The organism is Neorhizobium sp. S3-V5DH, from assembly GCF_004343065.1.
Taxonomy (GTDB): Bacteria; Pseudomonadota; Alphaproteobacteria; order Rhizobiales; family Rhizobiaceae; genus Neorhizobium; species Neorhizobium huautlense.
On the sequence record NZ_SMCL01000015.1, the window covers coordinates 106,752 to 128,890 of the forward strand.

Here is a 22,139-nt window from a genome sequence, read left to right on the forward strand (position 1 = left end):
GGGGGACTCGCGACCGGAGAGTTGGTGGTCGCCGCGGGCGATTGTTCCGTATCGAGCACGCCGTTATCCTCCCTCGGTCAGATTCTGGCGGCCAGCACAAGGCTGGCGCCAGCGGCAAATCCCACGAGAACGAACAGCAGCAGCAGCAGGGGCTTCAGTTCGCCATTGGCGCGCTTGCGCAATGCCGTCAGGTTCTTTTCCATCCCCGCGACGACCCCATCCAGCCGCATCAGGTGGACATCGAGATCGTTCAGTCTTTGGCCGATATCCACCTTGAGGCTTTCGATGGCGTTGTTGACATCGGTCAGGCCGGCGGTCTCGGTCTTCTCGGCATCGATTTCGGGTGCGCGCTGCAGTGAGCGCTGCGAGACCTGCAACTGCCGCTGTGCCGCCATCAGGAGATCGAGTTTGTCGAGCACTTTCGCCAGCGGTGCGGCTATCAGAGCCTCAGCCGCCTGCTCGTTTGGCTGGGGAACGCGCAGGGCCTGTTCGGAACCGCTTCCATTTCGCGCCACGACGACGATGTCGCTCGCCCGGGACTGAACGGGATCCGGCAGGGCGATTTCGAACGCGTGTTTGCCGTCGCCGATACCGTTGCGCCGCAAGTCGGGGCGATTGCGGTCAGCGATGGCCTCGGCAATCACCTTGCCGTCGAGGAGGACGCGAATGGTCAACCGTTGATCCGGCGCCATCGGGTCAAAGGCCCAGCCGAAGATCTTGCCCATGTCGACGGCATCCACCCTACCGTTCATCGGCTTGGCGTTGTCCTGCTCGGATGCGACATCCGGCCGTTCTGCGGGACTGGTCATACGCTCTCCCATGCCTGAACCTGTGCCGTCTCCATCCACTTGAGATAGCGGCGCGCGGTCGTGTCGATGTCGTCGGGCCTGCGCGCATTTTCGGAGAACCGGCGCAGCAGGTCCGGCTCTTCCACGATGCTCCGCATCGCCGCGGCGAGCGCCCGGGCATCGTTGGGCGGGACCGTCAGGCCATTGACGCCATGCTCGACCATCTCAGCCATTCCCCCGATGTTGCTGGCGATCACCGGCCGGCCCTGAGCCTGGGCTTCCTGAATGACGAGTGGCGCGTTCTCCCACCAGACGGAAGGAACGATAGTGCAGTCGACCGCGGCTACGAGATCACCGATATCCTCTCGTCGGTAGGGTCCTCGGGACTGCACGGAGTCTGACGTTTCGGCAAAGCGCCGGTTGATCTCATCGACGAAGGCTTCGCTCTGGAATGGCGCACCGCCATGGACGCGGAGTTCGAAATCCAGGCCGTCTGCCAGAAGCTGGCGCGCAGCGTCGAGCAAAACGGTGACCCCCTTCCAGGGATTGAGATTTCCGAAATATCCGAAGACCGGCTTTCCGCCCTGGAGCAGTTCTCTGTGCGCGCCGGCATTTCTACCGGGGATGCCGTTGGGAATGACGCTGATCCTGTCTTCCTCCAGTCCCCACCGCACGAAACGGTCCCTCAGGAAGGCGCTTGGCGAGACGAAGTGGTCAACGGTGCTCAAGAGGGCCTTCAGATGGCGCTCGCGCAACGCGAAGCGGTCGAGCGGGATGTCCTTGAAACAGGCGTGGCAGCGGTCGGGGCTGGCCTGGTAACAAAGCTCCTTACTGCCGGTGCGCACCATAAGGCCGTCATGGTGGCAGATCGGGTAGTAGTCATGCAGCGTCATGACGATCCGGCAGTCGGGCAGGGTGCGGCGGACGATATGAGGGAACTCAGCGCCGAGCAGCAGCAGGTGATGGAGGTGAACCACGTCCGGCTGGAAATCGCGCAGCAGTTCCGTCACGTCCGGTACGACACCGTAGAGATCAATCTGGCTCATGAAGAAGCGATCGAAGTGTCCCGACCACAGCAGGATCTCGTCTCCCGCCGAACCGATGCTCTGAAAGCTTGTGCCCGGTCTGGCCTCGCGATGGATCTGGTTCGTGGCGCCGAGAAATAGGGCTTCGTGCCCCTCGCGCTGGTAGGCCCGAAACAAGTCGTGAGCGAATATCTCCGTCCCGCCGGGATGAAGGGACGGATGGTTGTGGGCGGCCACCAGGATACGCTTGCTCATCGGCCATTTCCCCGGCGCTTTGCCACGATGAAGTCCTGATGGTGGCCCGCGGTGGTGCCACGCCAGTGGCCGAGCGATTTCAGAGCGACGGAGAGGCCCGCCCGTTCGAGTGCCCTGTCCAGAAAGCCGTCTTCGAAGCCGACCGCGGCAAGCGGCGGCTGGTTGGGCACGAACCAGCATGGGCTTTCGCCGTAGCGGCGGAAAGCGAGGCGGGGATCGCGCCGCCCGTGTTCGTTTGCCGCCGCGATCCGGTCGACCACGAAGGCAGTCATGAACAGGCGGCCGCCGGGCGACAGGACCCTGCGGACTTCGGCGAGGTAGACAAGGATTTCCGCGGGCGGCAGATGAGTGACCACGGACGTCATGATGACGAAGTCGAAATGACGATCCGGAAACGGAAGCCTCAAGGCCTTCCCGCTGATCTTGCCGTTCGGATTGTAGAGTTCGTGCGCGATGTCCAGGCGCTGGAACGCGAAATTGGGGTAGGCGGGCGTGATCGTCCGCTGGCACCAGCCGATACCGCCTTCGACCGGGTCGATGCCATCGTAGCGGCTCGTCTGCGGATCGAGATATTGGGTGAGCGGCACGGCCATCCGGCCGATACCGCATCCGATGTCGAGCACGCGGCTGTCTTCGCGCAGGCCGCCGATGCGGATGAAGTAGCCGAGAAATTCTGCTCCTATCGCACGGAAATCTCCGTCCCCGACGAAGACGTTGGTGGATTCCGGTTGCGGCAGGAAACGATTTTCCCGAACTGATTCGATCAACCAGCGAACACGGTCTTCATCGATCAGCCGGGCCGGTTTCGTGGAACGCAGGAGTGCTGCCTGGGTCACGCTGCGTTCCTTTCCCGGATTCTTACACCTTTGGCGACGGGCCGGTCATTGTCCTTGCCGAATTGGCCAGCCATCAGCTCGGTGATGTCGTCTTCCCAGCGCTGCGTGTGCAGCCATGAATTGTACTGGCTTGCAACGCCACGCATGTAGTCCTGGCTGCGGCGGATCGAACGGCGCTCGAAATGATACAGGCAGGCCGCCGGCTCATAGGCTATCCGCAGCCCGAGGCGGCGGATCTTGAGGCACAGATCGCTGTCCTCGTAGTCGCCAATCACATAGTCCTCGGTGAAGCCGCCAACGCGTTCGTAGGTCTCCCTGCGGGCGACGAGGCAAGCCCCGGTGACGCCCGGAACCTCGCGGGCATGCTGCGCCGGCGCATAGTCGCCGGGCATGCCCTTGTGGAAATGGTGGTTCAGCCAGATCCCGCGCTGGTCCCGGCCGAAATACAGGCCGGCATGCTGCAGCGAGCCGTCTTCGAAGATCAGTTTCGGGCCGACGGCGCCCAGTTTGCACCTTTCCAGCAGCCCCCGCGACAACACCTGAAGCCAGCCGGGTGCGCTCGGAACGACATCCGAATTGAGCATGACCAGTATGTCGCCGCGTGCGAAACGTGCGCCCGCATTGCAGGCACGCGCATAACCGCCGTTGTGATTCATGGTCACCAGCTTCATCGGCAACCCGTGCAGAAGGTGCAGGCCGCCCAGCAGGTGCTCCGTCTCATCCTGGATCTCCGGCGAGTCGAGTACATAGATGACCTCCGCATTGGCCACGAGCCAAGGATCCGTGGCCATTCCCGACAGCTGGAAACGCAGGAAATCGAGGACCTTGTAGAGGGGCACGACGATGGAGACGAGGGGCGCGCTCCTGGGCAGACTGTAGTCCTTCGTGCAGGCGACCTCGATGGTCCTGCCCAGCCGCCGCTCTATGTCTTGCAGGGCAGGCGCGAGGATCGTGCGGAAGGCACCGTCGACCGCATGCTGTGGCGGCACGGCGCGCAGGAGATGGTTCCGTTGTGCCGGAGGCTCGAAAGGTTGCGGCGTGGGTATCAGCGGCCTGATTGCTCCCGAGGCAAGGCGCATCTGAAACCGCGGCTGCAGGAGAGGCCCCGGCGACTCCGACAGCGGGACCCAGGCAACAAAACCGGTCACATCGGTCTTGCTCTTCTCATCCTTGCCCTGAGCCCATGCCGGAAATTCATAGCTGTTGCCATCGAGCGGCACGACCGTGCCGTCCTCCCTGACGTAGTCTATACCGGCGAATGCCGATGACGGCGCATGGAACCAGCCGCCGGCCAGCAGACCGCCGTCGAGCGTCAGAGCTAGATCGACCTCGCCGGAGGGATGCATCGATGACTTGGCGATCCGGCTTGACGCCAGCGGCGAACGCACCTGAAGGTCGATCGCGGTGGCGGCACCACTTTCCGGCAACGCGGCGAGCTGACGGACGATCATTTCGCGCAGCTCTACCGCCTCAGGATTTTTGCCCCACCAACTCTGAAGACTAGGATAGCGCGGCTTGCCGTCCGCAAGCTGGCGGATGGCGGTGCCGTTCTTGCTCAGGAGCACGACCAGAAGCGGAGGGGAAGGAGAGGGCGCCTCCGCGATGAAATGGCATGGCTGCAGGCCGTTTTTCCCGTTCCGTCCGAGGACAAGCCTTACGGCGATGCGGGTGATCGAAGCTGCGCCGACCGCATAGATCGCCGTGATGTCGCCGAGATCCGGGTTGATGGCCGTCTCGATCAGATGGCGCCCCTGGGCAACCTGGCAGACGATGATGGCCGGCTGCGGTTCGGGCACGAGCGCATGAAGGGCGTCTTCGACCACCATGTGGAAAAGATGGTCGCCGGCGATGCGGAAGGCGCTTCGCCACACGGTCAGCAGGTTGTTGACAAACTTGATGCGGGCAGCCGGCGCGAGATCGTCGAACAGCGCCTCCACATCGAGGGGCGCGAGCATCCGCGCCGGCTGCATCACCAAGGTTTCGGCTGTGCTGCCGTGTTCCGTGCAAATGCCCACGCTCACCGGTTGCTTTTCCGGTCTCATCGCCCAGAACATGCGTTGCCTTCCGTCGCCGAGCGGCAGCATCATGCTGACGAGCGGTACCGGCGACGGCTCCATCGAGAGCAGGAATTTTGTGTTGGGAAGGGTTGGGGGAATATCCCAGATCAGGACGGCCAGGTCAGCGCCGAGCCGGAAAATCTTTGCGCTTTTGAAAACGTCAGTGGCGTCTATCGAGTCGTCGAACGTCACACGCTGCCCCTCTGGATCAGAGTTGCGCGCCCCGCGGGAGGAGGCAGGGCGCGCAGAAATCATATTCAGTGAACGGTGAAGTAGTTCTCAGGATTGGCATGGATGTCGTCGGCGTCGACATTGACCAATGTGAGTGTATCCCCATGGCCGAGGTCCACGACGACATTGCCGCCGACCTGCGTGACACGGGAGGCCAGGTCTTCGGGCGAAGATACGTCGAGGCCATTGATGCCCTTCGAGATCTGCAGCAGATCCTCGCCGGCGTTGAAGTCGAGGATGACGTCATTTCCGCCGCCGCCGTCGAAGACGAAGACGTCATGGCCGGCACCGCCCACCAGGAGGTCGTTGCCAGCGCCGCCATCGATGATGTCGGCACCATCGCCGCCATAAAGGATGTCGGCGCCCTTGCCGCCGGACAGGAGGTCGTTGCCATGTCCGCCAAGCAGGGTATCGCTGCCCTTGTCGCCGTACAGAAGGTCATCCCCCCAGCCGCCGACAAGGTTGTCGTTTCCATCTTCACCGTTCAGCAAGTCGCTGCCCTCGCCGCCGAACAGGGAATCATGTCCCTTTCCGCCGAACAGCAGGTCGTCACCTTCACCACCGAACACGATGTCGTGCCCGTTGCCGCCGCTCACGAAATCATCGCCCGCATGGGCGCGAATGAAATCGTTGAAGCGCGAGCCGAACAGGGCATCGTCGTATGCTCCGCCTTCCAATGTGGCCATCTGCCTCTCCTCTTCGGATTTGTGTTCTGCGTCCTCGGCGCGGGTGCGACGATTTCGCGCCTGAACACTGCACTGCAACAAAGAACGAGGCAAGCATTTCCTGGAACTAAAATGTCATATCTCGGGAAATAAATTTCCTAATATGAGTACTATTGGTACATTGTTTCGGTAGTATCGGTTATTACGAAGTATAATTTCGGTATTTTATTTCTTTATTACTTCAATTTTTGAATCATTTTGCGCTGCGGTTGTTTTGCTGCCACGGAAGGTCAGTCTTCCCTGAAGGCCCTGTTGAAGCTTTCGAGGACAGGAGAGGTGATGTAGTCGATCGCACGCCGCGACGCGTGGAGGATCAGCACCTCGGCGGGCATGCCCGGGTAAAGGCGGACATCGGGGTTCGCCTTAAGGGATGCCGGATCGAGTTTCGCGCGCGCAACGAAAAACGCGCTGTTAGACTTTTCATCTACAGACTGGTCGGCGGCGACATAGGTGATCGTGCCTTCCATCGGCAGGCGGGAGCGCTGATTGTAGGCCGTGAGCCGGACCTGGGTATGGGAGCCTACGCCAATGCTGTCGATGTCGCGGGGATTGACTCGCATCTCGACCAGCAGCGGCTCGTTTTCCGGAACGATCTCGAGCAACGGCTGGCCGGGCGTGACCGCGCTGCCGGGGGTGCGCAACAGGATATCGCTGATGATGCCATCCTGCGGAGAGCGGATCTCAAGGCGCCGCAGCACGTCCTTCGAAGCAGTGATCTGCTCCTCGACGTCGGCGAGATCGATGCGTGCCGTGGTGATTTCGCCAGCAATCGTCGACTGAAAGTCGCTTTCGATCCCGGTCAGTGCGAGCTGTGCGCCTGCTGCGGCTTTTTCGGCCTGTGCCCGGTTGCCGACGAGTTCCCCCCGTTCCCTCGCAAGCTCGCTTAGCTTGGAGTCGATCTCGATGAGTTGCGTGCGCGGTATCGCGCCTTTTTTCACCAACATTTCCGTCGCCGTCCGGTGTTCTTTGATGAAACCGATTTGCTGGTCGGCGGCCTGGATCTGGATATCCAGTGACGTTGCATGTTCGAGGTGCTCCTCGATGGTCTTTTGCTGGACCTCGACACGTCCGACTTTGGTGTCGCGCCGCTTTTCGAAAAATATCGTCTCCGCCCTGACGGCATCATCGATCGTAGCGTCCCGAGCGTCGCCGAACTCGCGCGGAAAGCTGATTTGAGGCGCGTCAGTCTGCTCGGCTTTCAATCGCGCCAGTTTCGCGATTAGGCCGATGCGTCGGATCTGGAGTGACTGCAGGCTGGAGCGGGCTCTCGTATCCTCCAATTCGATCAGAGGCTGGCCTGCGGAAACCTTATCGCCTTCCTGAACGAGCAGCCGGCTCATCACGCCGCCCTCGAAATGGCTGATGGTCTTCCGCTTCGAATCGACGATGACCGTGCCGTTGGCGACTGTGGCGCTGCTGAGCTCGACCGAAAAGGCCCAGGCAAAAAATCCGCCGAAGGACACGAGGACGGTGGCGAGCCCCGCGACGACGAGGCGGCGGAGCGGCGAGCGGTTGTCAAACGGATCGGCTTCCAGATCCGGCGAACCGGCATCCGGCGACATTGGCTGATACCGCTGGAGGCGGCGTTCGGAAAGATCGGGGCGGACCGCAACTGGGTTCTTTTCAATCATATCGCGGCTACCTCGCGGTGTATTTCGCCCGGAATCGTGGTGGTGACAACGGATGTGCGCGGTCCGAATTGGGTGATGCGGCCGTTCTCGAGCACGAGCAGCTTGTCGGCGACCTGCATGATGGCCGGCCTGTGGGCGATGATGATGACGATGGCGCCGCCTTCGCGGGCGCGCTCGATCGCGCGGATAAGGGCCCGCTCGCCGATCGCGTCGAGATTTGCGTTCGGCTCGTCGAGCACGATGAGGCGAGGCTGGTTGTAGAGGCAACGGGCCAAGGCGATACGCTGACGCTGTCCTCCAGACAAGGTAAGATGCCCGTCGCCGACGGGCGTGTCATAGCCGAGCGGCAGGCGCCCGATCATTTCGTGGATGTCGGCCAGTCGCGCCGCCTCCAGCACCTTGTAGGGATCACTGTCGGCCATCCGGCCGATGTTCTCCCGAATGGTGCCTTCCAGAAGCGAAACGGACTGCGGTAGATATCCCACTACCTCGCCGAACGAGCCACGCTCCCAAAGGTAGGTATTGTTGCCGTCGAGGAAGACGCCGCCGGATGTGGGGCGCAAGATACCGACCAGCAGGCGCGCCAGCGTCGATTTGCCGGCTGCCGAGGGACCGATCACGCCCAGAACTTCGCCCGGAGAGAGGGAGAAGGAAATGCCCTTGATGATCGGCACTTCCAGCCCGGGAGCCGCATAGAGGAGTTTATCGACCACGAGGTCGCCCGACGAGTGCGGGGTGGGCATCGACTGACGGACCGCGAGGTCCGCGCCCAGAAGGGCCTCGATGCGGCGCCAGCCGGCGATCGCCAACACCCATTGCCGCCAATTCTCGATGATCGAATCGAAGGGGATCAGGAGACGCCCGACGAGAATGCTCGACGCCATCATGGCGCCGGGCGTAATTTCCTGCTGAAGCACAAGATAGGCCCCGGCCGCGAGGGTGATGATCTGGATGCAATACCGCAGGCTGCGGGTGATGGACGACATCGCCTTGCTTCTGGTTCCGCTCGTTTCAAAGGCGTCGAGGGCCTGCAGCTGAAGGCCGCGCCAGCGATTCGCCAGGGCGGGCAGCATGCCCATCGCCTCGATGGCTTCGGCATGCCGCAGCGAAGCGCCGATTCGCGATACGGCCTCCACATTCGTTTGGTTCGCTTCCTTGGTGAGCTGGTGCGTCAACATGTAGGTGACCAGACCGCCGCACAGGAGCAATGCGGCCGCGACGGCTCCGATGAGGCCGAAAAGCGGATGCAGAATGAAAAGGGCGCCAAGGAAAATCGGGGACCACACGGCGTCCAGGGGAGCCGTGACCGCCGACGAGGTGAGGAAGCTTCTAAGCTCCGCGATGTCGCGAAGCGATTGGGTCGCGCGTGAGAGACCCTGGTCGACCGAGGCCTGAACGGCGGCGGCAAGCACGGGCATGTTCAGCCGGCGCACGAGCGCGCCTCCGATGGCCTGGAACGAGAGGGCTCGGATGAATTCCAGGACACCCAGCACGACAAGGGCGCCGATGGCTAGGATCAGCAGCATCGTGAGCGTGTCCATGCTCTGGCTGTTGAGCACCCTGTCATGAACCTGCAGCATGAACAGTGGCATCGTCAGTTGTAATAGGTTGAGGCACACGCTCAATGCCACTGCATAAAGCAACCCTGATAGGAATACACGCTTGGCTTGCGCGATCAGCAATCCAGGGCTGTCCTGCTTTGTTCCTCTCCGCATTTGCCCCTTGCTTCTTGTCTCATTTTGAACAGTATCGCGCATGGCAATTTGCCTCGAGTTAACGTTAGATCAATCAGTTGGAGGACGTATTCGTTATAGCCAAACCGAAGGATAGTATTGCTTCTGCCAATCTGGCACATAACGGGGGCGCCGCGCAAGCTAATGGCGATTGGGAGGGTTGGGGGTATTTGAATAATACTTCAATTTTTGAAGTATTTTCCTGAAACGGAGAGTGGGATGAAAGAAGAAGTTGTGCCTAAATTACCCGTAGAGCTGAATGGCGAACTAACGGTTCAGATGGGTCAGGTGGCACAGACAGACCCCAGGCATCCGCAGGATGCCGAATTCGGGGACCTCCAACAGGTTACGTATTTCGAGCTCGCTCGCCTCATGGAGCGGGCAAGCCGACGGTTCTCGGGCCTGATCCGGGCCGAGCTTACCAGGCTTCGGGTAGACGATATCGGGCCGGCACAGGCAATGATCCTGTTGGCAATCGGCGATTCGGAGCTGTCGGTCGCCGAACTTCTGGATCGTGGGCATTATGTCGGCTCCAACGTCTCCTATTATCTGAAGCAGCTAGGCGACGGTGACTACATTGATCGCGTTGCTTCCCAGCGCGACAAGCGGTCGGCACGCATCAAATTGACAGAGAAGGGGCGCCAGCTCAGGGCAAATCTCCGAGATGCGGCGATGACTTACGAGCGTGCGGTAAAGCGAGGCGATCAGGACCAACGGATGCTGGAGACTGTATTCCAGACATTGCACCAGCTCGAACTGGCCTGGGGCAGCGCTTCACGGTACGGCGTCTAAGCGGTGAGTAATGCCGTGGGCCTGGCAATGGCAGAATAGACGCGATGCACGTGGCGTTTATTCATCGACGGGGTTTCGGTCAGTTCGCTGCGCTGGCCGCCCAACTCGCACAAGCGGGCAATGAGGTCAGCCTCATCACCGAGACCATAGATCAGAAGATCCCTTCCGTTCGCGTCGTTCGACATCGAACGGAATCGGGTCCCCGCGCCGATCCGCATATGGCCCGACACATGGGTGTTCCGGATCACCATGCGCGAATCGGCCATCGCGTCGCCGAAACGCTCGACGCCATGGTGCGGCAGGGGCTGGTGCCCGATATCGTCGTCGGTCATATCGGCTGGGGAAGCATGATGTTCCTGAAGGACGTGCTGCCACGGGTGCCCGCATTGGCGTATTGCGAGTTCTTTTACCGATCGGAAGGGGCGGACATCGGGTTCTCTCCCGGCGATCGGCCCGATCTGGAGACGCGCAAGAGACTGCGGCTGCGCAACGTCGCGCAGCTCTTGTCACTTGAGGCCGTCGAAGCCGGCATCAGCCCCACCCGCTGGCAGAGAAGTCTCTATCCTGCCGACGCCCGGGCGCGCATTTCGGTGTGTCATGAGGGGATCGATACGGTGCGGTTTCGACCCGACCCGACGGCTTCGGCCACGCTTCCGGACGGGCGCGTGCTGAGCGCCGGTGGTCCTCCCATTGTCACCTTTGTCGCACGGGACCTTGAGCCGTATCGCGGATTTCCACAGGTTTTGGAGGCTGCCGCCAAGGTTGTGCGCCAACGCCCCGATGCTCTGTTCGTTTTCGTCGGAGGAGATGGCGTCAGTTATGGTGTGCCGCCGCCAGGGGGCGGAGCATGGAAGGATCACCTTCTCAAATCGCTGGACATGCCACAGGAAAACATCCTCTTTCCCGGCGCGGTGCCGCATTCGGTTCTGCGACAGCTTTACCAGATTTCGGCCGCGCACCTCTATCTGACCTATCCATTCGTTTTGTCCTGGTCGGTGTTGGAGGCGATGGCGTGCGGCGCCCTTGTTATCGGATCGGATACGGCGCCCGTCCGGGAAGTCATACGCTCCGGCCGGAACGGCCTATTGGTGCCGTTCTTCGATACGGACGCGCTCGCCGAGGCCATTCTTGGCGCGCTGAAAAATCCAGAACAGCATTTCGAGATGCGTGCCGCCGCGCGCCGGACAGTCGAGGGGCGTTTTCGATTGGCGGATTGCCTTGGTCGTCAACAAGATCTTCTTGAGAAATTAACCGGGAAACCACTTCGCACCAGATCAACAACAACATCATAATAATTAATTAGATTTTTGAAGTATATATGAAGTTAATTTATTTGATTTCGTCTATTTTTATTATTGTGCACCGCAATGTTAGTTGTTAGGCTTTGGTTATATGGCGCCGGCCGGTCGGAATAAACGTCTGATTATACGGCGCCTTTGGTTTCTGTTCCGAGATAATCCTTCAGAGGTCGCGCGTGCAAGAATTGACGTCTTCCGGCATTGGGAAACGATTGGCGACGAGAAAGCTGGTAGCGGCATCGGGCCGGGATCGGTCCTGCTTCGAAGGGAGCGACATTGAGCATCTGGTCGTCTACCTCGATGTTGATGGCCATCCTCCGGCGACGTTGCAGAACGCCTTTCCGCTGATCGCCATCGCCTTTTCCGAAGAGGGCGAGACGGATCTGCAGGAGCGTCTGGCGCTGCTTGAGCAGTTGGGGACCGTCCCCGCGTTACCCATACATAGGCTTGATCCCCTCAATACCTCGGACAGTTTCCCGCTTCTGAGAACTCTGAGCGAAGGCAGCGTCGGCCGGCTCGCCCGATACAGCGCCTCGATCACCTCGGAGCTCGCGATCCTGCGCCGGGAACGCGAAACGCTGCTGGAAAACTACCGGTCGCTCGAGGACGCCTTCCAGGCGAGAAACTGGGAGCCGGTTTCGGAAATCTTCTCCCACGATCCCTATGCCGATCCCAAGGACGAGGGGATCGAGCAGCTGCTCACGGCCGCCTTTGTCGAACAATTGCTGCCGGTATCCAGCCTTGGCGTGGCAGGGTTTGCCCTTCACCTGCATTCGGTGCCCCGGATCAGCGGCGAGCTTGTCGTCGCATTGAGCTATCTCGAAAGCGGCGAAGGGGTCGCGGAGTGGACAGTACCCTACGCGCAGCTCGTGCCGAATTGGAATTTCTTCTCGCTGCCCCGGGCCTGCGGAGGGGCTGCGCGCACGCTGCGGCTGCGGATCTCCGCGACTGGACCTGAGACCATCGGACTTTCGCTCGGCTATCCGATCGCCGGCGAGCGCTACTCGGCGCGATCCGAAATTCCGCATCCGGATCTTGACCTGCGTCCGCTGGCGTTCAAGGTGTTCACGGGCTTGCCCGGGGTCAAGCCCGCCAGGACACCCAACATGATCGCGCCGAGCAACATGCTCGAAGGCCAGTACACGGTCGACTATCGCCTGGCGGTCGGTACGTTGGCCCAGATTGCAGACGTTTCGGTCACGCCCATCGTTCCGGATTTCCAGACAGTGCGCTTCCTCGAGCACGAGCATGCCGTTGTCTGCCATCCGTTGTCGAGCGGCATATCGGCCGGCGCTGTCAGTCGCGCCGTCGAGCCTGGAACGATATCCTTCTCGGCAAGCGCCTTCATCGATCATCCGGACGGAAAGCCCGCGGCGGTCAGCTTCCTGCTGGCGCCGGCAAATTCGAATGCGCGTTCCGAGGTGGCTGAAATTGCGCGAAAGGGCACGGCCAGACCGTCGGCATTCTTCAGCGGATGGCGCGAAGTCAGTTCCACTGAGGTTGTCAACATCAACATCCAACTGGACGAACCGGTACGTGCTCCGATGGACCTGATGATCCTCAGCCGCGCCGTCACCGATTCCGTCGATTTCTCCTGGCTCAAGGTGTCCGGCTTCAGGATGGTCAAGCAGTTTACGGAGGCTACCGATGTCCGGTAACAGGGAGCCGACGGACCTGATCGCCGTGGCCATGCCCCTCTACGGTCATGCGGCACTTGCCCTTGAAGCGATCGAATCTGTCCTTGCCTCGAATCTCAACGGCTGCCGGACTGTCATCGTCGTTTCGGTCGACGGTGATCCACGGCATGAGACGTTCGATCAACTGCTGCTCTATGCTGCGGCCCATCCGTCTGTCCATGTCATATTCGGCCGTAACGCCGGCCCTGGCGGAGCACGCAATCGCGCCATCGACTTCGTCCTTGACCACTTTCCCGAGGCGAAGGCCGTCTATTTCCTTGATGCCGACAACCGCGTGCTTCCCGGCACCATCGCAACGCTTTACCGGCAGCTCGTCTCCAGCGGCTGCGGATGGGTCTACACGAATATCGACACGTTTTCAGTGAGCTGGCGCGCCCATTACGGCAACCGCTACTCAAGGCTGGTCCACTGCATCACCGACAATATCTGCGATACGGGATCGATGATCTCGATTGAGGTTTTCCAGGACGGCGTCCGCTTCAACGACGACAGGCAGAACGGCTTCGAGGATTGGGAATTCTGGCTGTCCTGCATCGAACACGGTTTCGTCGGCACGCCCTGCCACGACACCGTCTTCGAATACAGGCTGAGGGCGGAGAGCCGCTTCAAGGAGGCCAACCGGGACCGCGCCACATCCGTAAGCTTCCTGCGCAAGCGCCACAGGCCGTTGTTCCAGCGCCCGATGCTGGTGGATTTCGAGCATGAGGAGTGCCCCCGCTATCTGTTTGCGCGAACGGAAGACACGGCAATCTCCTTCTTCACCGATCCAACCAAGCCGCCGACGATGCTTCGTCTCGACGACATCATCCCTGCTTTCTGGGGTAATATCGGCGAACCCGACAATGAACATTTCCCGCCCTTCATGGTCGCTGGAAGCGGGGCGGCGCTTGACGTTCTGCGGCGTTCGCGCATGCTGCCGAACGTGCTTGCCCATCTCGAACGGATGAGCGAGGTCAGCAACGTCGTTTTCGTACAACTCGCCAACGATGCCGCCCAGCGCAAGATCGAACCGGTCGTTCATGGGCCGGGCGCCCAAAAGATCGGTTCCGCCGATCTCGTTTTCATATCGACCCGTCTCGTACAGGAGGTGGTCCAGAACAATGCCGTGGACTGGTTCTCCTCGATCGCAAGCCAGCAGGTCTGGCCGACATCGGCCGTTCTGAAAGTACGCTTCCCATTCCCGAGAAGCCTGCCGCGCCGCTCTCTCATTACCCCGCAGCAGGTGATGATCAATTGCCTCAACGCAATTGCTTCGAGCACTCTGCGTGAGACGGCGGGCAGGCGGTGGACCTGGCGCCCCGCGCGGCTCGTGCCCTATACCGACCTCCACAAGGCGTTGCGCAAGGAGATCGGAGGATCGCCGGTCCTGCCGCTCGGGCATAATGACGGCAAGCGCACCGTGGCGCTGCTGGTTCCGAACGCCTCGTTCGGAGGGGCTGAAAAGGTCGTCTATGCGGCCGCTCGCGAGTTGAAGGCGGTGGGTTACGAAACCCATCTCTTCGTGCTCGGCACGTCCCGGATGGACGTAATTGACGAATTCGATTCCAGCTTCGACTACATCCACTTCTGGGATGCGGGAATTCCAGCCTGGGGAGGGTCCGGTTCCTTTTTGGGACAGGATTTCATCACTGAGGAGCATTCGGTCGATTGGGAAGCGCTCAAAGGACAGCTTTCCGGCTTCGACCTCGTCATCAACAACCACGTGATGGCCGTGCATCCCCTCATCGCGCGGTTGCGTGCCGAAGGTACCCGCACGGTCTGCTATCTGCACGTGGTGGACAACACGGCTTTCAAGCGGCCTGCCGGCCAGCCCTTTGCAGCGATCGCCCACGAGCATTGCTATGATGCTTTCTTGACTTGCTCCGAACAGCTCAAGATCTATCTGCACAGCTACGGCATCCCGCACGAGAAAATTTTCGCCGTTGCGAACGGAGCCAGTTTCTCGGTGCCGCCTAAGGCGTTGGCGGAAGTTCTGGCCGTCAGACGGATCGAGCGCAAGGATGACCGCCTGCGACTTCTCTATATGGGCCGGCTCGATCAGCAAAAGGGTATCGACCGGTTGGCGGCAGCGCTTTCGGAACTGCGGGCCTCGAACATCGCCTTCGACGCCCGGGCCATCGGGGGGGAAATCCTTGCCGATTCCAGGGCCTCCTGGAGTGAGAGGCTAAAGGACCTCGGCGTCGACGTGCGCCCGCCGGTCTTTGCGAGCAAGGACCTGATCAAGGCGCTGGGCTGGGCTGACGTCCTTCTAATGCCATCACGCTGGGAGGGCGCGCCGCTGATGATCACCGAGGCGCAACAGCTCGGCTGCGTGCCGATCGCGACCGCGGTCGGCGCGGTCGAGGAGCTCATTTCGGACGGTGAGGACGGTATCCTCATCAATGCGGCTTCCGATCCGCAGGTGGTGAGGGACCTGGCGCGGATCATCAAGGAGGTTGCAAGCAATCGCGAGAGGCTTGCGCCGCTCATGGAAGGCTGCATCAGGACCGCCGCGCATCGGTCGTGGACCACCTCCTTCTCGGATTTCATCTCCTGGAGCGACAGGTCCGTGAAAAATTCGTCACTGTCCCGCGCCGCGGTCTTTCGCGCGCAGGCGACGGCAAACCCCGTGGTTGCGGCAGCTGGCTGATGGCCGGGCCGCTCCTTTGAAATAGAAAGGTCTATTCGAATGCGTCCGCGAATTCTCGTGACGGGTATTCCTGGTCACTACACGCGTCTTGCCAATGGCGCCCACGGTCTGTCGGTCTCCTATGCGGAGCGGCAGAAGCAGCCGGAAACAAAAGAGGAGTTCCTGCAGGAGCTTCGCAATATCAGCAATACCGGCAACTACCTCATCGGCGAGGGCGCCCTGCGTGCGCTGGCGCCGCATGCCAAACAGATTCCCTTCTGGCATCTCTACAATCTGACCAAAAACGGTGGCGGCTTCGACGAATTCAACGCCAATTTCGACATCTGCGTCTTCACCTGCGCCAACCTGTTGCGCAAGGGGCTTTCCGCGGATGCCGAGGCGGATGTCCTGAGCCGGCTCAACATGCCGATTGTCATGCTCGGCATCGGTCTGCAAAACCGTAAAGATCTTGAGAACAATCTTCCGGAGGGAACGAAACGGCTTTTGGCCGTCCTGAAGGAGCGCGAGCACTATTTCCTGACACGCGGCTACGAGTCCGCCGGCTTCCTGAAGGACCAGGGTTTCTCCTTCGTGCGTCCGACAGGCTGCCCATCGGTCTACTTCATGCCAGACAACATGCGCCGATCGATGAAGAAATTGTCGAGCGTCCAAATCGGCAAGGCGAAGACGATCTTTTCTGGTTACCTCGGCGGCAACCAGGATGCAATTCTCGATGCGAATGCGCTTGCGCCTGAAGGCACCGTGCCGCCCTACGTGGTGCAGGATGAATTCCTCCATTTCGACATGAAGGTGGAGCCGAACGAAGAGGGCCGTGTCTACGATTCCGCATCGGGCCGGATGATCGGCGACCTCGCTTATCCGGGCACCGAGCGGGAGAAGCAACGGTTCGAAGTCCGTACCTTCTTCGACAACAACCAGTGGCGCGGCTGGGCCTCGTCCATGGACTTCAATTTCGGCCGTCGTTTCCACGGCTCGATCATCGCCATGCAGGCGGCCGTGCCGAGCCTTATGGTGGCGGTGGACGACCGTATGCGTGAAATGCTGGGCTTCACCGGTCTGCCGGCCGTCGATACCACCGATGTCGAAAAGGCGGAGAACCGAGCCGAGTTCGTGGCCGACCATCTGGCCAAGCTCAACACCACCGAACTCGTCGACCGGTATTCGGATCGCGAACGGGCCTTCCGTACCACGCTTCGCGAAATCGGCATCGGTCTCTAGCAACCCGCAACATCACACCTTCGGTTCAGAGGACCAGTCATGCGTATATTGCTCACGGGCATCCCCTCCTATCTGCAGCGGACGATTGCGGACGTCTCCGGCACGAGGGTCATCCATCGACCCTATTTCGACGAGACCAGGACCAGGAAGGACCTGATCTCGCAGGTCAGGAGGATCGCCAATACCGGCAACTACCTGATCGGCGAAGGCGCGGCCGAGAGCCTGCGTGGCCACGACGTCACCTATCTGCCGTTCTGGCATCTTGCCAACAACCGCGATTCGAACGAGGTCTACGAAGCGGTGAACCGCGAGTTCGATCTGTGCGTCTTCGCCTCTGCAAACCTTCTGCGCCCCGGTTATTCTGCCGATCTCGAAGCCGAAATTTTCGCGAAGCTGAACATGCCGGTCGTGGTGATGGGCATCGGCATCCAGCGCAAGGAAGGCCTCAAGGATCAGCTACCGGCCGGGACGCAGAAGTTCCTGGAGGTGTTGCGGAACAAGGAAAGTTTCTTCCTGACGCGCGGTTATTTCACTGCCGAATTCCTGCGGGAACAGGGGATGAAGTTCGTCAAGCCGACGGGTTGCCCGTCGCTCTACTTCTCGCCGAACGACATGAAGCGCTCGCTGACCGCACTCGCCAACCCGGCGCTGGCGGAAGCCCAGAAGATCGCCTTCGGTGGTTATCTCGGCAGCGTCGCCGATACGATCGTTGACGCCCATGCGCTGCTCAAGCCCGACAGCGTCGCAAGCTATGTGGTACAGGACGAACTGGTTGCCTACAATCTCGGCCTGACCGGCAGTGACAACGACATCGTCTATGATCGATCGAGTGCGCGCATCACCGGCGGCACGGAATACAAGCATTCGGAAAAATGGCAGCGGAAATACGAACTGTTGGTCTATTTCGATACGAACCAGTGGCGCGGGGCGATGTCGGCGCGCGACCTCTGCTTCGGTCGCCGCTTCCATGGCTGCATCATCGGCATGCAGGCCGGCACGCCCGCCCTGATGATCGCGGTTGACGATCGCATGCGGGAAATGCTGGAATTCATCGGCTTCCCCTATATCGAAGCGGCGACCTGGAACCGTGAGGCCGACAAGCGTGCCTATCTCGCCAATTTCCTCGGCAAGATCGACACGCAAGCGGTTATCGACCGCTATTCCGCCTGCGAGGCCAATTTCCGAAATGCCCTGGGGCAGATCGGACTTTGAGCGGATGAGGGAGAGGGCGCAGGTGCGTGCGTTTGTCCTTTGCCTGCTCACGCTGCTCTCGGCCTTTGGCCCGGTGCCGCCGGCGGCAGCGGACGATGCGCTGTCGGATCGCATCGGCATCAACCGGGTCAACCTTGCCTGGCTTTCCCGCGCCGATCAGGAGCGCGTCCTGAAGGACATCGCGGCAAGCGGCATCACCCATGTCCGGCTTTCGCTGTCGCGGCCGGTGGACAAGAGCATCGATGCGATCGAGATCGCCGAGCGGCTTGGGCTGAAAATCCTTTTGGAAATCCAGCTCGGCAACAAGGATTATTATCCTGCCGCGGCAGCTCCCCGAGCCGGGTTCGGGCGTATCTGGGATGTTCAGCGGCTTTCGGATCTCGATCTGGGTCTTTACCGGGCGCAACTGCGCTCGGCGCTTCGCCGGATTGACGACATGGGTATTCGCATCGATGCCGTCGAGCCCGGAAACGAGATCAACTACAGCGCCTACAATGGCGACCTCATCGTCTACGAAAAGCCGGGGCGACGGACACCGCGCAACGCATCGGAAGTCGCAGACCGTTCGGCCTTCGAGCGCGGGCTGGAGGCTTATGTCGCCGCTGTCCGCATCACGCGGGAGGAGTTGCAGGCGACGGCGCATAACCACGACGCACTGCTCATTTCAGCCGGTCTTTCCGATGTCGGCACCAGCGAGGCCGATCACCGCGGGATGGAGCGGCTCGACCCCAGCGAGTTCATTTCACTCCTGCAGAAACGCGGAATCGACAGGCTGGTCGACGCCTACGGGATTCATGTTTATCCGGGACGTAAGGATGACGCTGCGCTTGCACGTTACGTCACCACGCTGCTTGGCTTCTGCCGGCCCGAAGGGGAAGGCAAGCCATGCTGGGTGACCGAATGGGGCATTGCCAACACCGCATCTACCTGCCCGATCGACGATCGCGAGCGGGAAGCGGCGGTCCGTGCTGTGCGCCGCAGCTTCGCGGAGTTGATGGAGAAGGGAAGGCTGAAAGCGGCCTTCTATTACGACTGGGATACGCAACCGGTCTATAGCGTCTGGCGTTGCGGCACGTTGAGCCCCGCCGGCGTTACGGCCACCGCGGCGGACCGGAAAACCTCCCGTTCACGAGAACTGCTCCCGGAATAGGGGCGAGCCGGCTTCCTCCTCCGCGAGGGCGGCGCGGTTGGCAGCCTCGCGGAGCGCCTGAAAGTCTGCTTGATCTCCGACCCTGGTACCGCCAAGCCGCACCGTCACCGATATGTGGCGCTCTTGCCCGGCGGTGAACGTTGTCTCCTTCAGGTGCGCGCGGATGCGTTCGCAGATGTTGCGGGCATTTTCCGTTGTCGTGCCGGGCAGATAGATGCCGAGTTCGTCGGAGGCAAGGCGGGCGACGAGGTCCCCATAGCGCACGGAAGAATATACGATCCGAACAATAGATTGAAGCAACGTATCGGCCCATTGCGGACCATAGCGGCGGCCGATCTCATCGAAATTATCGACCCTGAGAACGAGCATGACGCCATCCGAGTTTTCCGCCGTGCTTACGCGCCTGCGGTCTATCGCATGCGCGACTGAATTCGCAAATTCGTCGGCGCGCGTTGTGCCCGTGACGGGATCATGGTGGAGCACGTGTTGAAGTTCTTTCTGGGTATCACGAAGCGCTTCGCTGCGAAGACAAAACGCCAACTGGAACGGAAATGTAACGGCCGCGGATATGAACGCCACGACCGTCAATTCCAGCCAAAATAGGCCTTCGGGAATAAGTACGCCCAATAGCCAAACGACCGCGGTCGCTCCAGTTGCGAAGACAAGGGCGCGGAGCGCTGCCATCCTGATATGCGGGACGATCGGGGCCAGGCCAAAACGAAATTGGAGAGTCATCGGATTAACGAGCTTTTGCAGTGGTCGCTATCTTGAAGGACCACGGGGAAATACCCGATGAACAAATCTGAAGGCATTTTAGCCATAAGCCGCGAAATTCTGGTGGTCACGTCCACCAGATCGCGGTTTGTGCCCAGGGCGATGCGCTCGTAAAAAAACACTCGCATCTTCGGCGCTAACACCGGGAGCATCTGCTTCAGTTGAACAGGCATTCCACAACAGTCACAAATCGGCTTCGGAAAACAGATTGACGACCCAGTCGATAAAGACCCGCACCCGTGGCGAAAGCTGGCGGTTCTGGGGGTAGAGCGCCGAAAGCGGTGTCGGCGGGGGAGGGAACTCGGCAAGCACCTCGACGAGAGTTCCTTCGTCCAGGTCCCGCTGCAGGCGGTAGCGCGGGGCCTGGATCAGGCCGAAACCGAGGCGGGCGAGATCGGTCATGGTGTCCGAGTTGTTGACGGTCAGCCGGCACGGCAGGGTCACGTGGCGAACATTGCTTCCCACCGTGAATTCGAGCGGCATGATCTGGCTCGTACGCGAAGAGATGAACCCGACGGCGCGATGCCCGTCCATGGCATCGGGCGATCGGGGAATTCCGTGCCTCTCCACATATCCCGGACTGGCGCAGGTGATTTCGGTGATCATCCCCAGCCGTCGCATGATCAGGCCGCTGTCGGCAATCTCTCCGGCGCGAATGACGCAATCGACACCCTCCCTGACAAGATCAACCAGGCGGTCGCCCTGACCGATCTGCAGGTCCAGCAGAGGGTAGCGATCAAGGAAGTCGTTGAGCTGCGGCAGCAGGAACGTGCGTGTCAGCAGGGGATGCGCGTCGACCCGGAGCAGACCTCGGGGCTGCATGTCGCGGAAGGCGCTTTCCGCCTCGTCCAGCTCCGCAAGGATCGCAACGCAGCGCCGGTAGAAGGCCGCGCCGTCCAGCGTCGGCGCGACATGCCGGGTCGTTCGCTCGAGAAGCCGAACGCCGAGGTCGTCTTCCAGCTGCTTGATTGCTTCTGTGGCGGTAGACCGGGCAAGGCCGAGGTCTGAGGCCGCAGCAGCGAAACTGCGCCGCTCGACAATCCGGATAAAGAGCTGCATGCGGTCAAGCCGGTCCATGGCTTTGTTCACCACAGCCGAATTCTCATGTCAATCTCCACCCGATTGTTCTTCTTTGGTGTCGGCAATATCTCCTGCTCGTCAACCAGGAGACTATGACATGACCATCAAAGGACAACGCGCCGCGATCGTCACCGGAGCATCCAAGGGAATCGGCCGGGCCATCGCGTTGCAACTTGCACAGGACGGCATCGCGGTCGTGGTGAATTATTCCAGCAGCCATGACGCTGCGGCCGCCGTGGTTGCGGAGATCGAGACGAGCGGCGGCAAGGCGGTCGCCGTGCAGGCCGATATGGCCGGCGGGCAGGCCGCGGCCAATCTGTTCGACGCCGCGGAAAGGGCTTTCGGCGGCGTCGACATCCTCGTCAACAACGCGGGCATCCTGAAGCTGGCGCCGCTTGCCGATACCGACGACGCGAGCTTCGAGCAACAGATTGCGATCAACCTGACCGGCGTGTTCCGTGCCATGCGCGAAGCGGCCGGCCGGCTCAGGGACGGCGGACGTATCATCAACTTCTCATCCAGCGTCGTCGGCGCGTACGGGCCCACCTACGGCGTCTATGCGGCCAGCAAGGCCGCCGTCGAGGCTATGACGCACGTTGCCTCGAAGGAACTCGGCCGCCGCGGCATCACAGTCAACGCGGTCGCGCCCGGCCCGGTGGAGACCGAATTGTTCATGACCGGCAAGTCCGATGAACTGGTCCAGAGGATCGTCGGGACGATACCGCTGGGGCGCCTGGGTCAGCCGGACGACATCGCTTCGGTCGTTTCGTTCCTCGCCAGCCCTCAAGGCGGTTGGGTGAACGGCCAGGTACTCCGTGCCAATGGCGGCATGATCTGAAGCAGACCCTGAGAAAGGAGGTGGCATGAAAGAGGCCACGTCCATGGAGAGAACGGATCTCTGAGATGCAGATGATCTTAGGACAGTCACGCTTTGCGCCGTTTGGCTTACCTTTCCTGGGTTTTCGCGAACTCAGTGAAGGAGAGCAAAGCGTGACTGCACCTTATGAT

Annotated in this window: 17 protein-coding genes; 8 read left to right on the top strand and 9 right to left on the bottom strand. The window is 61.0% G+C overall.

Translation table 11 applies throughout. The features are described from left to right. Positions 1 to 77 precede the first annotated feature (77 nt). From EDE09_RS19460 to EDE09_RS19490, 7 genes are all read right to left on the bottom strand, one after another. Positions 78 to 809 carry a hypothetical protein gene (locus tag EDE09_RS19460; protein ID WP_105373442.1) on the bottom strand — a complete coding sequence of 244 codons (732 nt, stop codon included), beginning with the start codon at positions 807 to 809 and terminating at the stop codon, positions 78 to 80. Continuing rightward, on the bottom strand, positions 806 to 2,068 hold the full coding sequence (locus EDE09_RS19465; protein WP_132412443.1) for a glycosyltransferase family 4 protein: 1,263 nt from the start codon (positions 2,066 to 2,068) through the stop codon (positions 806 to 808). Before EDE09_RS19465 ends, EDE09_RS19460 begins: the two co-directional genes overlap by 4 nt. Then, positions 2,065 to 2,904, bottom strand: coding sequence for a class I SAM-dependent methyltransferase (locus tag EDE09_RS19470; RefSeq protein ID WP_112796668.1), 840 nt, complete (start codon positions 2,902 to 2,904; stop codon positions 2,065 to 2,067). The genes EDE09_RS19465 and EDE09_RS19470 overlap by 4 nt, the downstream gene beginning before the upstream one ends. Then, complete coding sequence (locus EDE09_RS19475; protein WP_105373526.1) at positions 2,901 to 5,153, bottom strand: glycosyltransferase family 2 protein; 2,253 nt, start codon at positions 5,151 to 5,153, stop codon at positions 2,901 to 2,903. The genes EDE09_RS19470 and EDE09_RS19475 overlap by 4 nt, the downstream gene beginning before the upstream one ends. Positions 5,154 to 5,218: 65 nt before the next feature. Next, the gene (locus EDE09_RS19480; RefSeq protein ID WP_105373439.1) at positions 5,219 to 5,878 is read right to left on the bottom strand and encodes a calcium-binding protein; all 660 of its coding nucleotides are present in this window, start codon (positions 5,876 to 5,878) and stop codon (positions 5,219 to 5,221) included. 269 nt (positions 5,879 to 6,147) lie between these two features. Then, the gene (locus EDE09_RS19485) at positions 6,148 to 7,548 is read right to left on the bottom strand and encodes an HlyD family type I secretion periplasmic adaptor subunit (RefSeq protein WP_105373438.1); all 1,401 of its coding nucleotides are present in this window, start codon (positions 7,546 to 7,548) and stop codon (positions 6,148 to 6,150) included. Next, the gene (locus EDE09_RS19490) at positions 7,545 to 9,305 is read right to left on the bottom strand and encodes a type I secretion system permease/ATPase (protein WP_105373437.1); all 1,761 of its coding nucleotides are present in this window, start codon (positions 9,303 to 9,305) and stop codon (positions 7,545 to 7,547) included. The genes EDE09_RS19485 and EDE09_RS19490 overlap by 4 nt, the downstream gene beginning before the upstream one ends. 195 nt (positions 9,306 to 9,500) lie before the next feature. On the opposite strand from EDE09_RS19490, the gene EDE09_RS19495 reads away from it, so the two are divergent. From EDE09_RS19495 to EDE09_RS19525, 7 genes are all read left to right on the top strand, one after another. After that, positions 9,501 to 10,073, top strand: coding sequence for a MarR family transcriptional regulator (locus EDE09_RS19495; RefSeq protein WP_105373436.1), 573 nt, complete (start codon positions 9,501 to 9,503; stop codon positions 10,071 to 10,073). Between the two features lie 44 nt (positions 10,074 to 10,117). Further along, complete coding sequence (locus EDE09_RS19500) at positions 10,118 to 11,365, top strand: glycosyltransferase family 4 protein (RefSeq protein WP_105373435.1); 1,248 nt, start codon at positions 10,118 to 10,120, stop codon at positions 11,363 to 11,365. Between the two features lie 182 nt (positions 11,366 to 11,547). Next, complete coding sequence (locus EDE09_RS19505) at positions 11,548 to 13,029, top strand: DUF6212 domain-containing protein (protein ID WP_112796670.1); 1,482 nt, start codon at positions 11,548 to 11,550, stop codon at positions 13,027 to 13,029. Continuing rightward, on the top strand, positions 13,019 to 15,697 hold the full coding sequence (locus EDE09_RS19510) for a glycosyltransferase (RefSeq protein WP_105373433.1): 2,679 nt from the start codon (positions 13,019 to 13,021) through the stop codon (positions 15,695 to 15,697). The genes EDE09_RS19505 and EDE09_RS19510 overlap by 11 nt, the downstream gene beginning before the upstream one ends. Before the next feature lie 39 nt (positions 15,698 to 15,736). After that, positions 15,737 to 16,915, top strand: coding sequence for a polysaccharide pyruvyl transferase family protein (locus EDE09_RS19515; protein ID WP_105373432.1), 1,179 nt, complete (start codon positions 15,737 to 15,739; stop codon positions 16,913 to 16,915). A gap of 39 nt (positions 16,916 to 16,954) precedes the next feature. Continuing rightward, positions 16,955 to 18,127, top strand: a complete 1,173-nt coding sequence (locus tag EDE09_RS19520) for a polysaccharide pyruvyl transferase family protein (protein ID WP_105373431.1) — start codon at positions 16,955 to 16,957, stop codon at positions 18,125 to 18,127. After that, the gene (locus tag EDE09_RS19525) at positions 18,102 to 19,277 is read left to right on the top strand and encodes a glycoside hydrolase (protein ID WP_105373430.1); all 1,176 of its coding nucleotides are present in this window, start codon (positions 18,102 to 18,104) and stop codon (positions 19,275 to 19,277) included. Before EDE09_RS19520 ends, EDE09_RS19525 begins: the two co-directional genes overlap by 26 nt. Here the strand turns inward: EDE09_RS19525 and EDE09_RS19530 are convergent. Both EDE09_RS19530 and EDE09_RS19535 read right to left on the bottom strand, forming a co-directional pair. Next, entirely contained in the window at positions 19,254 to 19,961 is a 708-nt protein-coding gene (locus EDE09_RS19530) for a GGDEF domain-containing protein (protein WP_245422964.1), read from the bottom strand. The two genes, EDE09_RS19525 and EDE09_RS19530, sit on opposite strands and share 24 nt — an antisense overlap. 273 nt (positions 19,962 to 20,234) lie before the next feature. After that, entirely contained in the window at positions 20,235 to 21,128 is an 894-nt protein-coding gene (locus EDE09_RS19535) for a LysR family transcriptional regulator (RefSeq protein WP_105373525.1), read from the bottom strand. 100 nt (positions 21,129 to 21,228) lie between these two features. On the opposite strand from EDE09_RS19535, the gene EDE09_RS19540 reads away from it, so the two are divergent. Continuing rightward, positions 21,229 to 21,969: an SDR family oxidoreductase gene (locus EDE09_RS19540; protein ID WP_105373427.1), complete on the top strand. Its 741-nt coding sequence runs from the start codon at positions 21,229 to 21,231 to the stop codon at positions 21,967 to 21,969. Positions 21,970 to 22,139: the final 170 nt, after the last annotated feature.

Coding starts and splice junctions, on each gene's coding strand:
- EDE09_RS19460 (WP_105373442.1), bottom strand. CDS start 809: ATGACCAGTCCCGCAGAACGGCCGGATGTCGCATCCGAGCAGGACAAC.
- EDE09_RS19465 (WP_132412443.1), bottom strand. CDS start 2,068: ATGAGCAAGCGTATCCTGGTGGCCGCCCACAACCATCCGTCCCTTCAT.
- EDE09_RS19480 (WP_105373439.1), bottom strand. CDS start 5,878: ATGGCCACATTGGAAGGCGGAGCATACGACGATGCCCTGTTCGGCTCG.
- EDE09_RS19485 (WP_105373438.1), bottom strand. CDS start 7,548: ATGATTGAAAAGAACCCAGTTGCGGTCCGCCCCGATCTTTCCGAACGC.
- EDE09_RS19490 (WP_105373437.1), bottom strand. CDS start 9,305: ATGCGCGATACTGTTCAAAATGAGACAAGAAGCAAGGGGCAAATGCGG.
- EDE09_RS19495 (WP_105373436.1), top strand. CDS start 9,501: ATGAAAGAAGAAGTTGTGCCTAAATTACCCGTAGAGCTGAATGGCGAA.
- EDE09_RS19500 (WP_105373435.1), top strand. CDS start 10,118: ATGCACGTGGCGTTTATTCATCGACGGGGTTTCGGTCAGTTCGCTGCG.
- EDE09_RS19510 (WP_105373433.1), top strand. CDS start 13,019: ATGTCCGGTAACAGGGAGCCGACGGACCTGATCGCCGTGGCCATGCCC.
- EDE09_RS19515 (WP_105373432.1), top strand. CDS start 15,737: ATGCGTCCGCGAATTCTCGTGACGGGTATTCCTGGTCACTACACGCGT.
- EDE09_RS19520 (WP_105373431.1), top strand. CDS start 16,955: ATGCGTATATTGCTCACGGGCATCCCCTCCTATCTGCAGCGGACGATT.
- EDE09_RS19525 (WP_105373430.1), top strand. CDS start 18,102: ATGCCCTGGGGCAGATCGGACTTTGAGCGGATGAGGGAGAGGGCGCAG.
- EDE09_RS19530 (WP_245422964.1), bottom strand. CDS start 19,961: ATGGCAGCGCTCCGCGCCCTTGTCTTCGCAACTGGAGCGACCGCGGTC.
- EDE09_RS19535 (WP_105373525.1), bottom strand. CDS start 21,128: ATGGACCGGCTTGACCGCATGCAGCTCTTTATCCGGATTGTCGAGCGG.
- EDE09_RS19540 (WP_105373427.1), top strand. CDS start 21,229: ATGACCATCAAAGGACAACGCGCCGCGATCGTCACCGGAGCATCCAAG.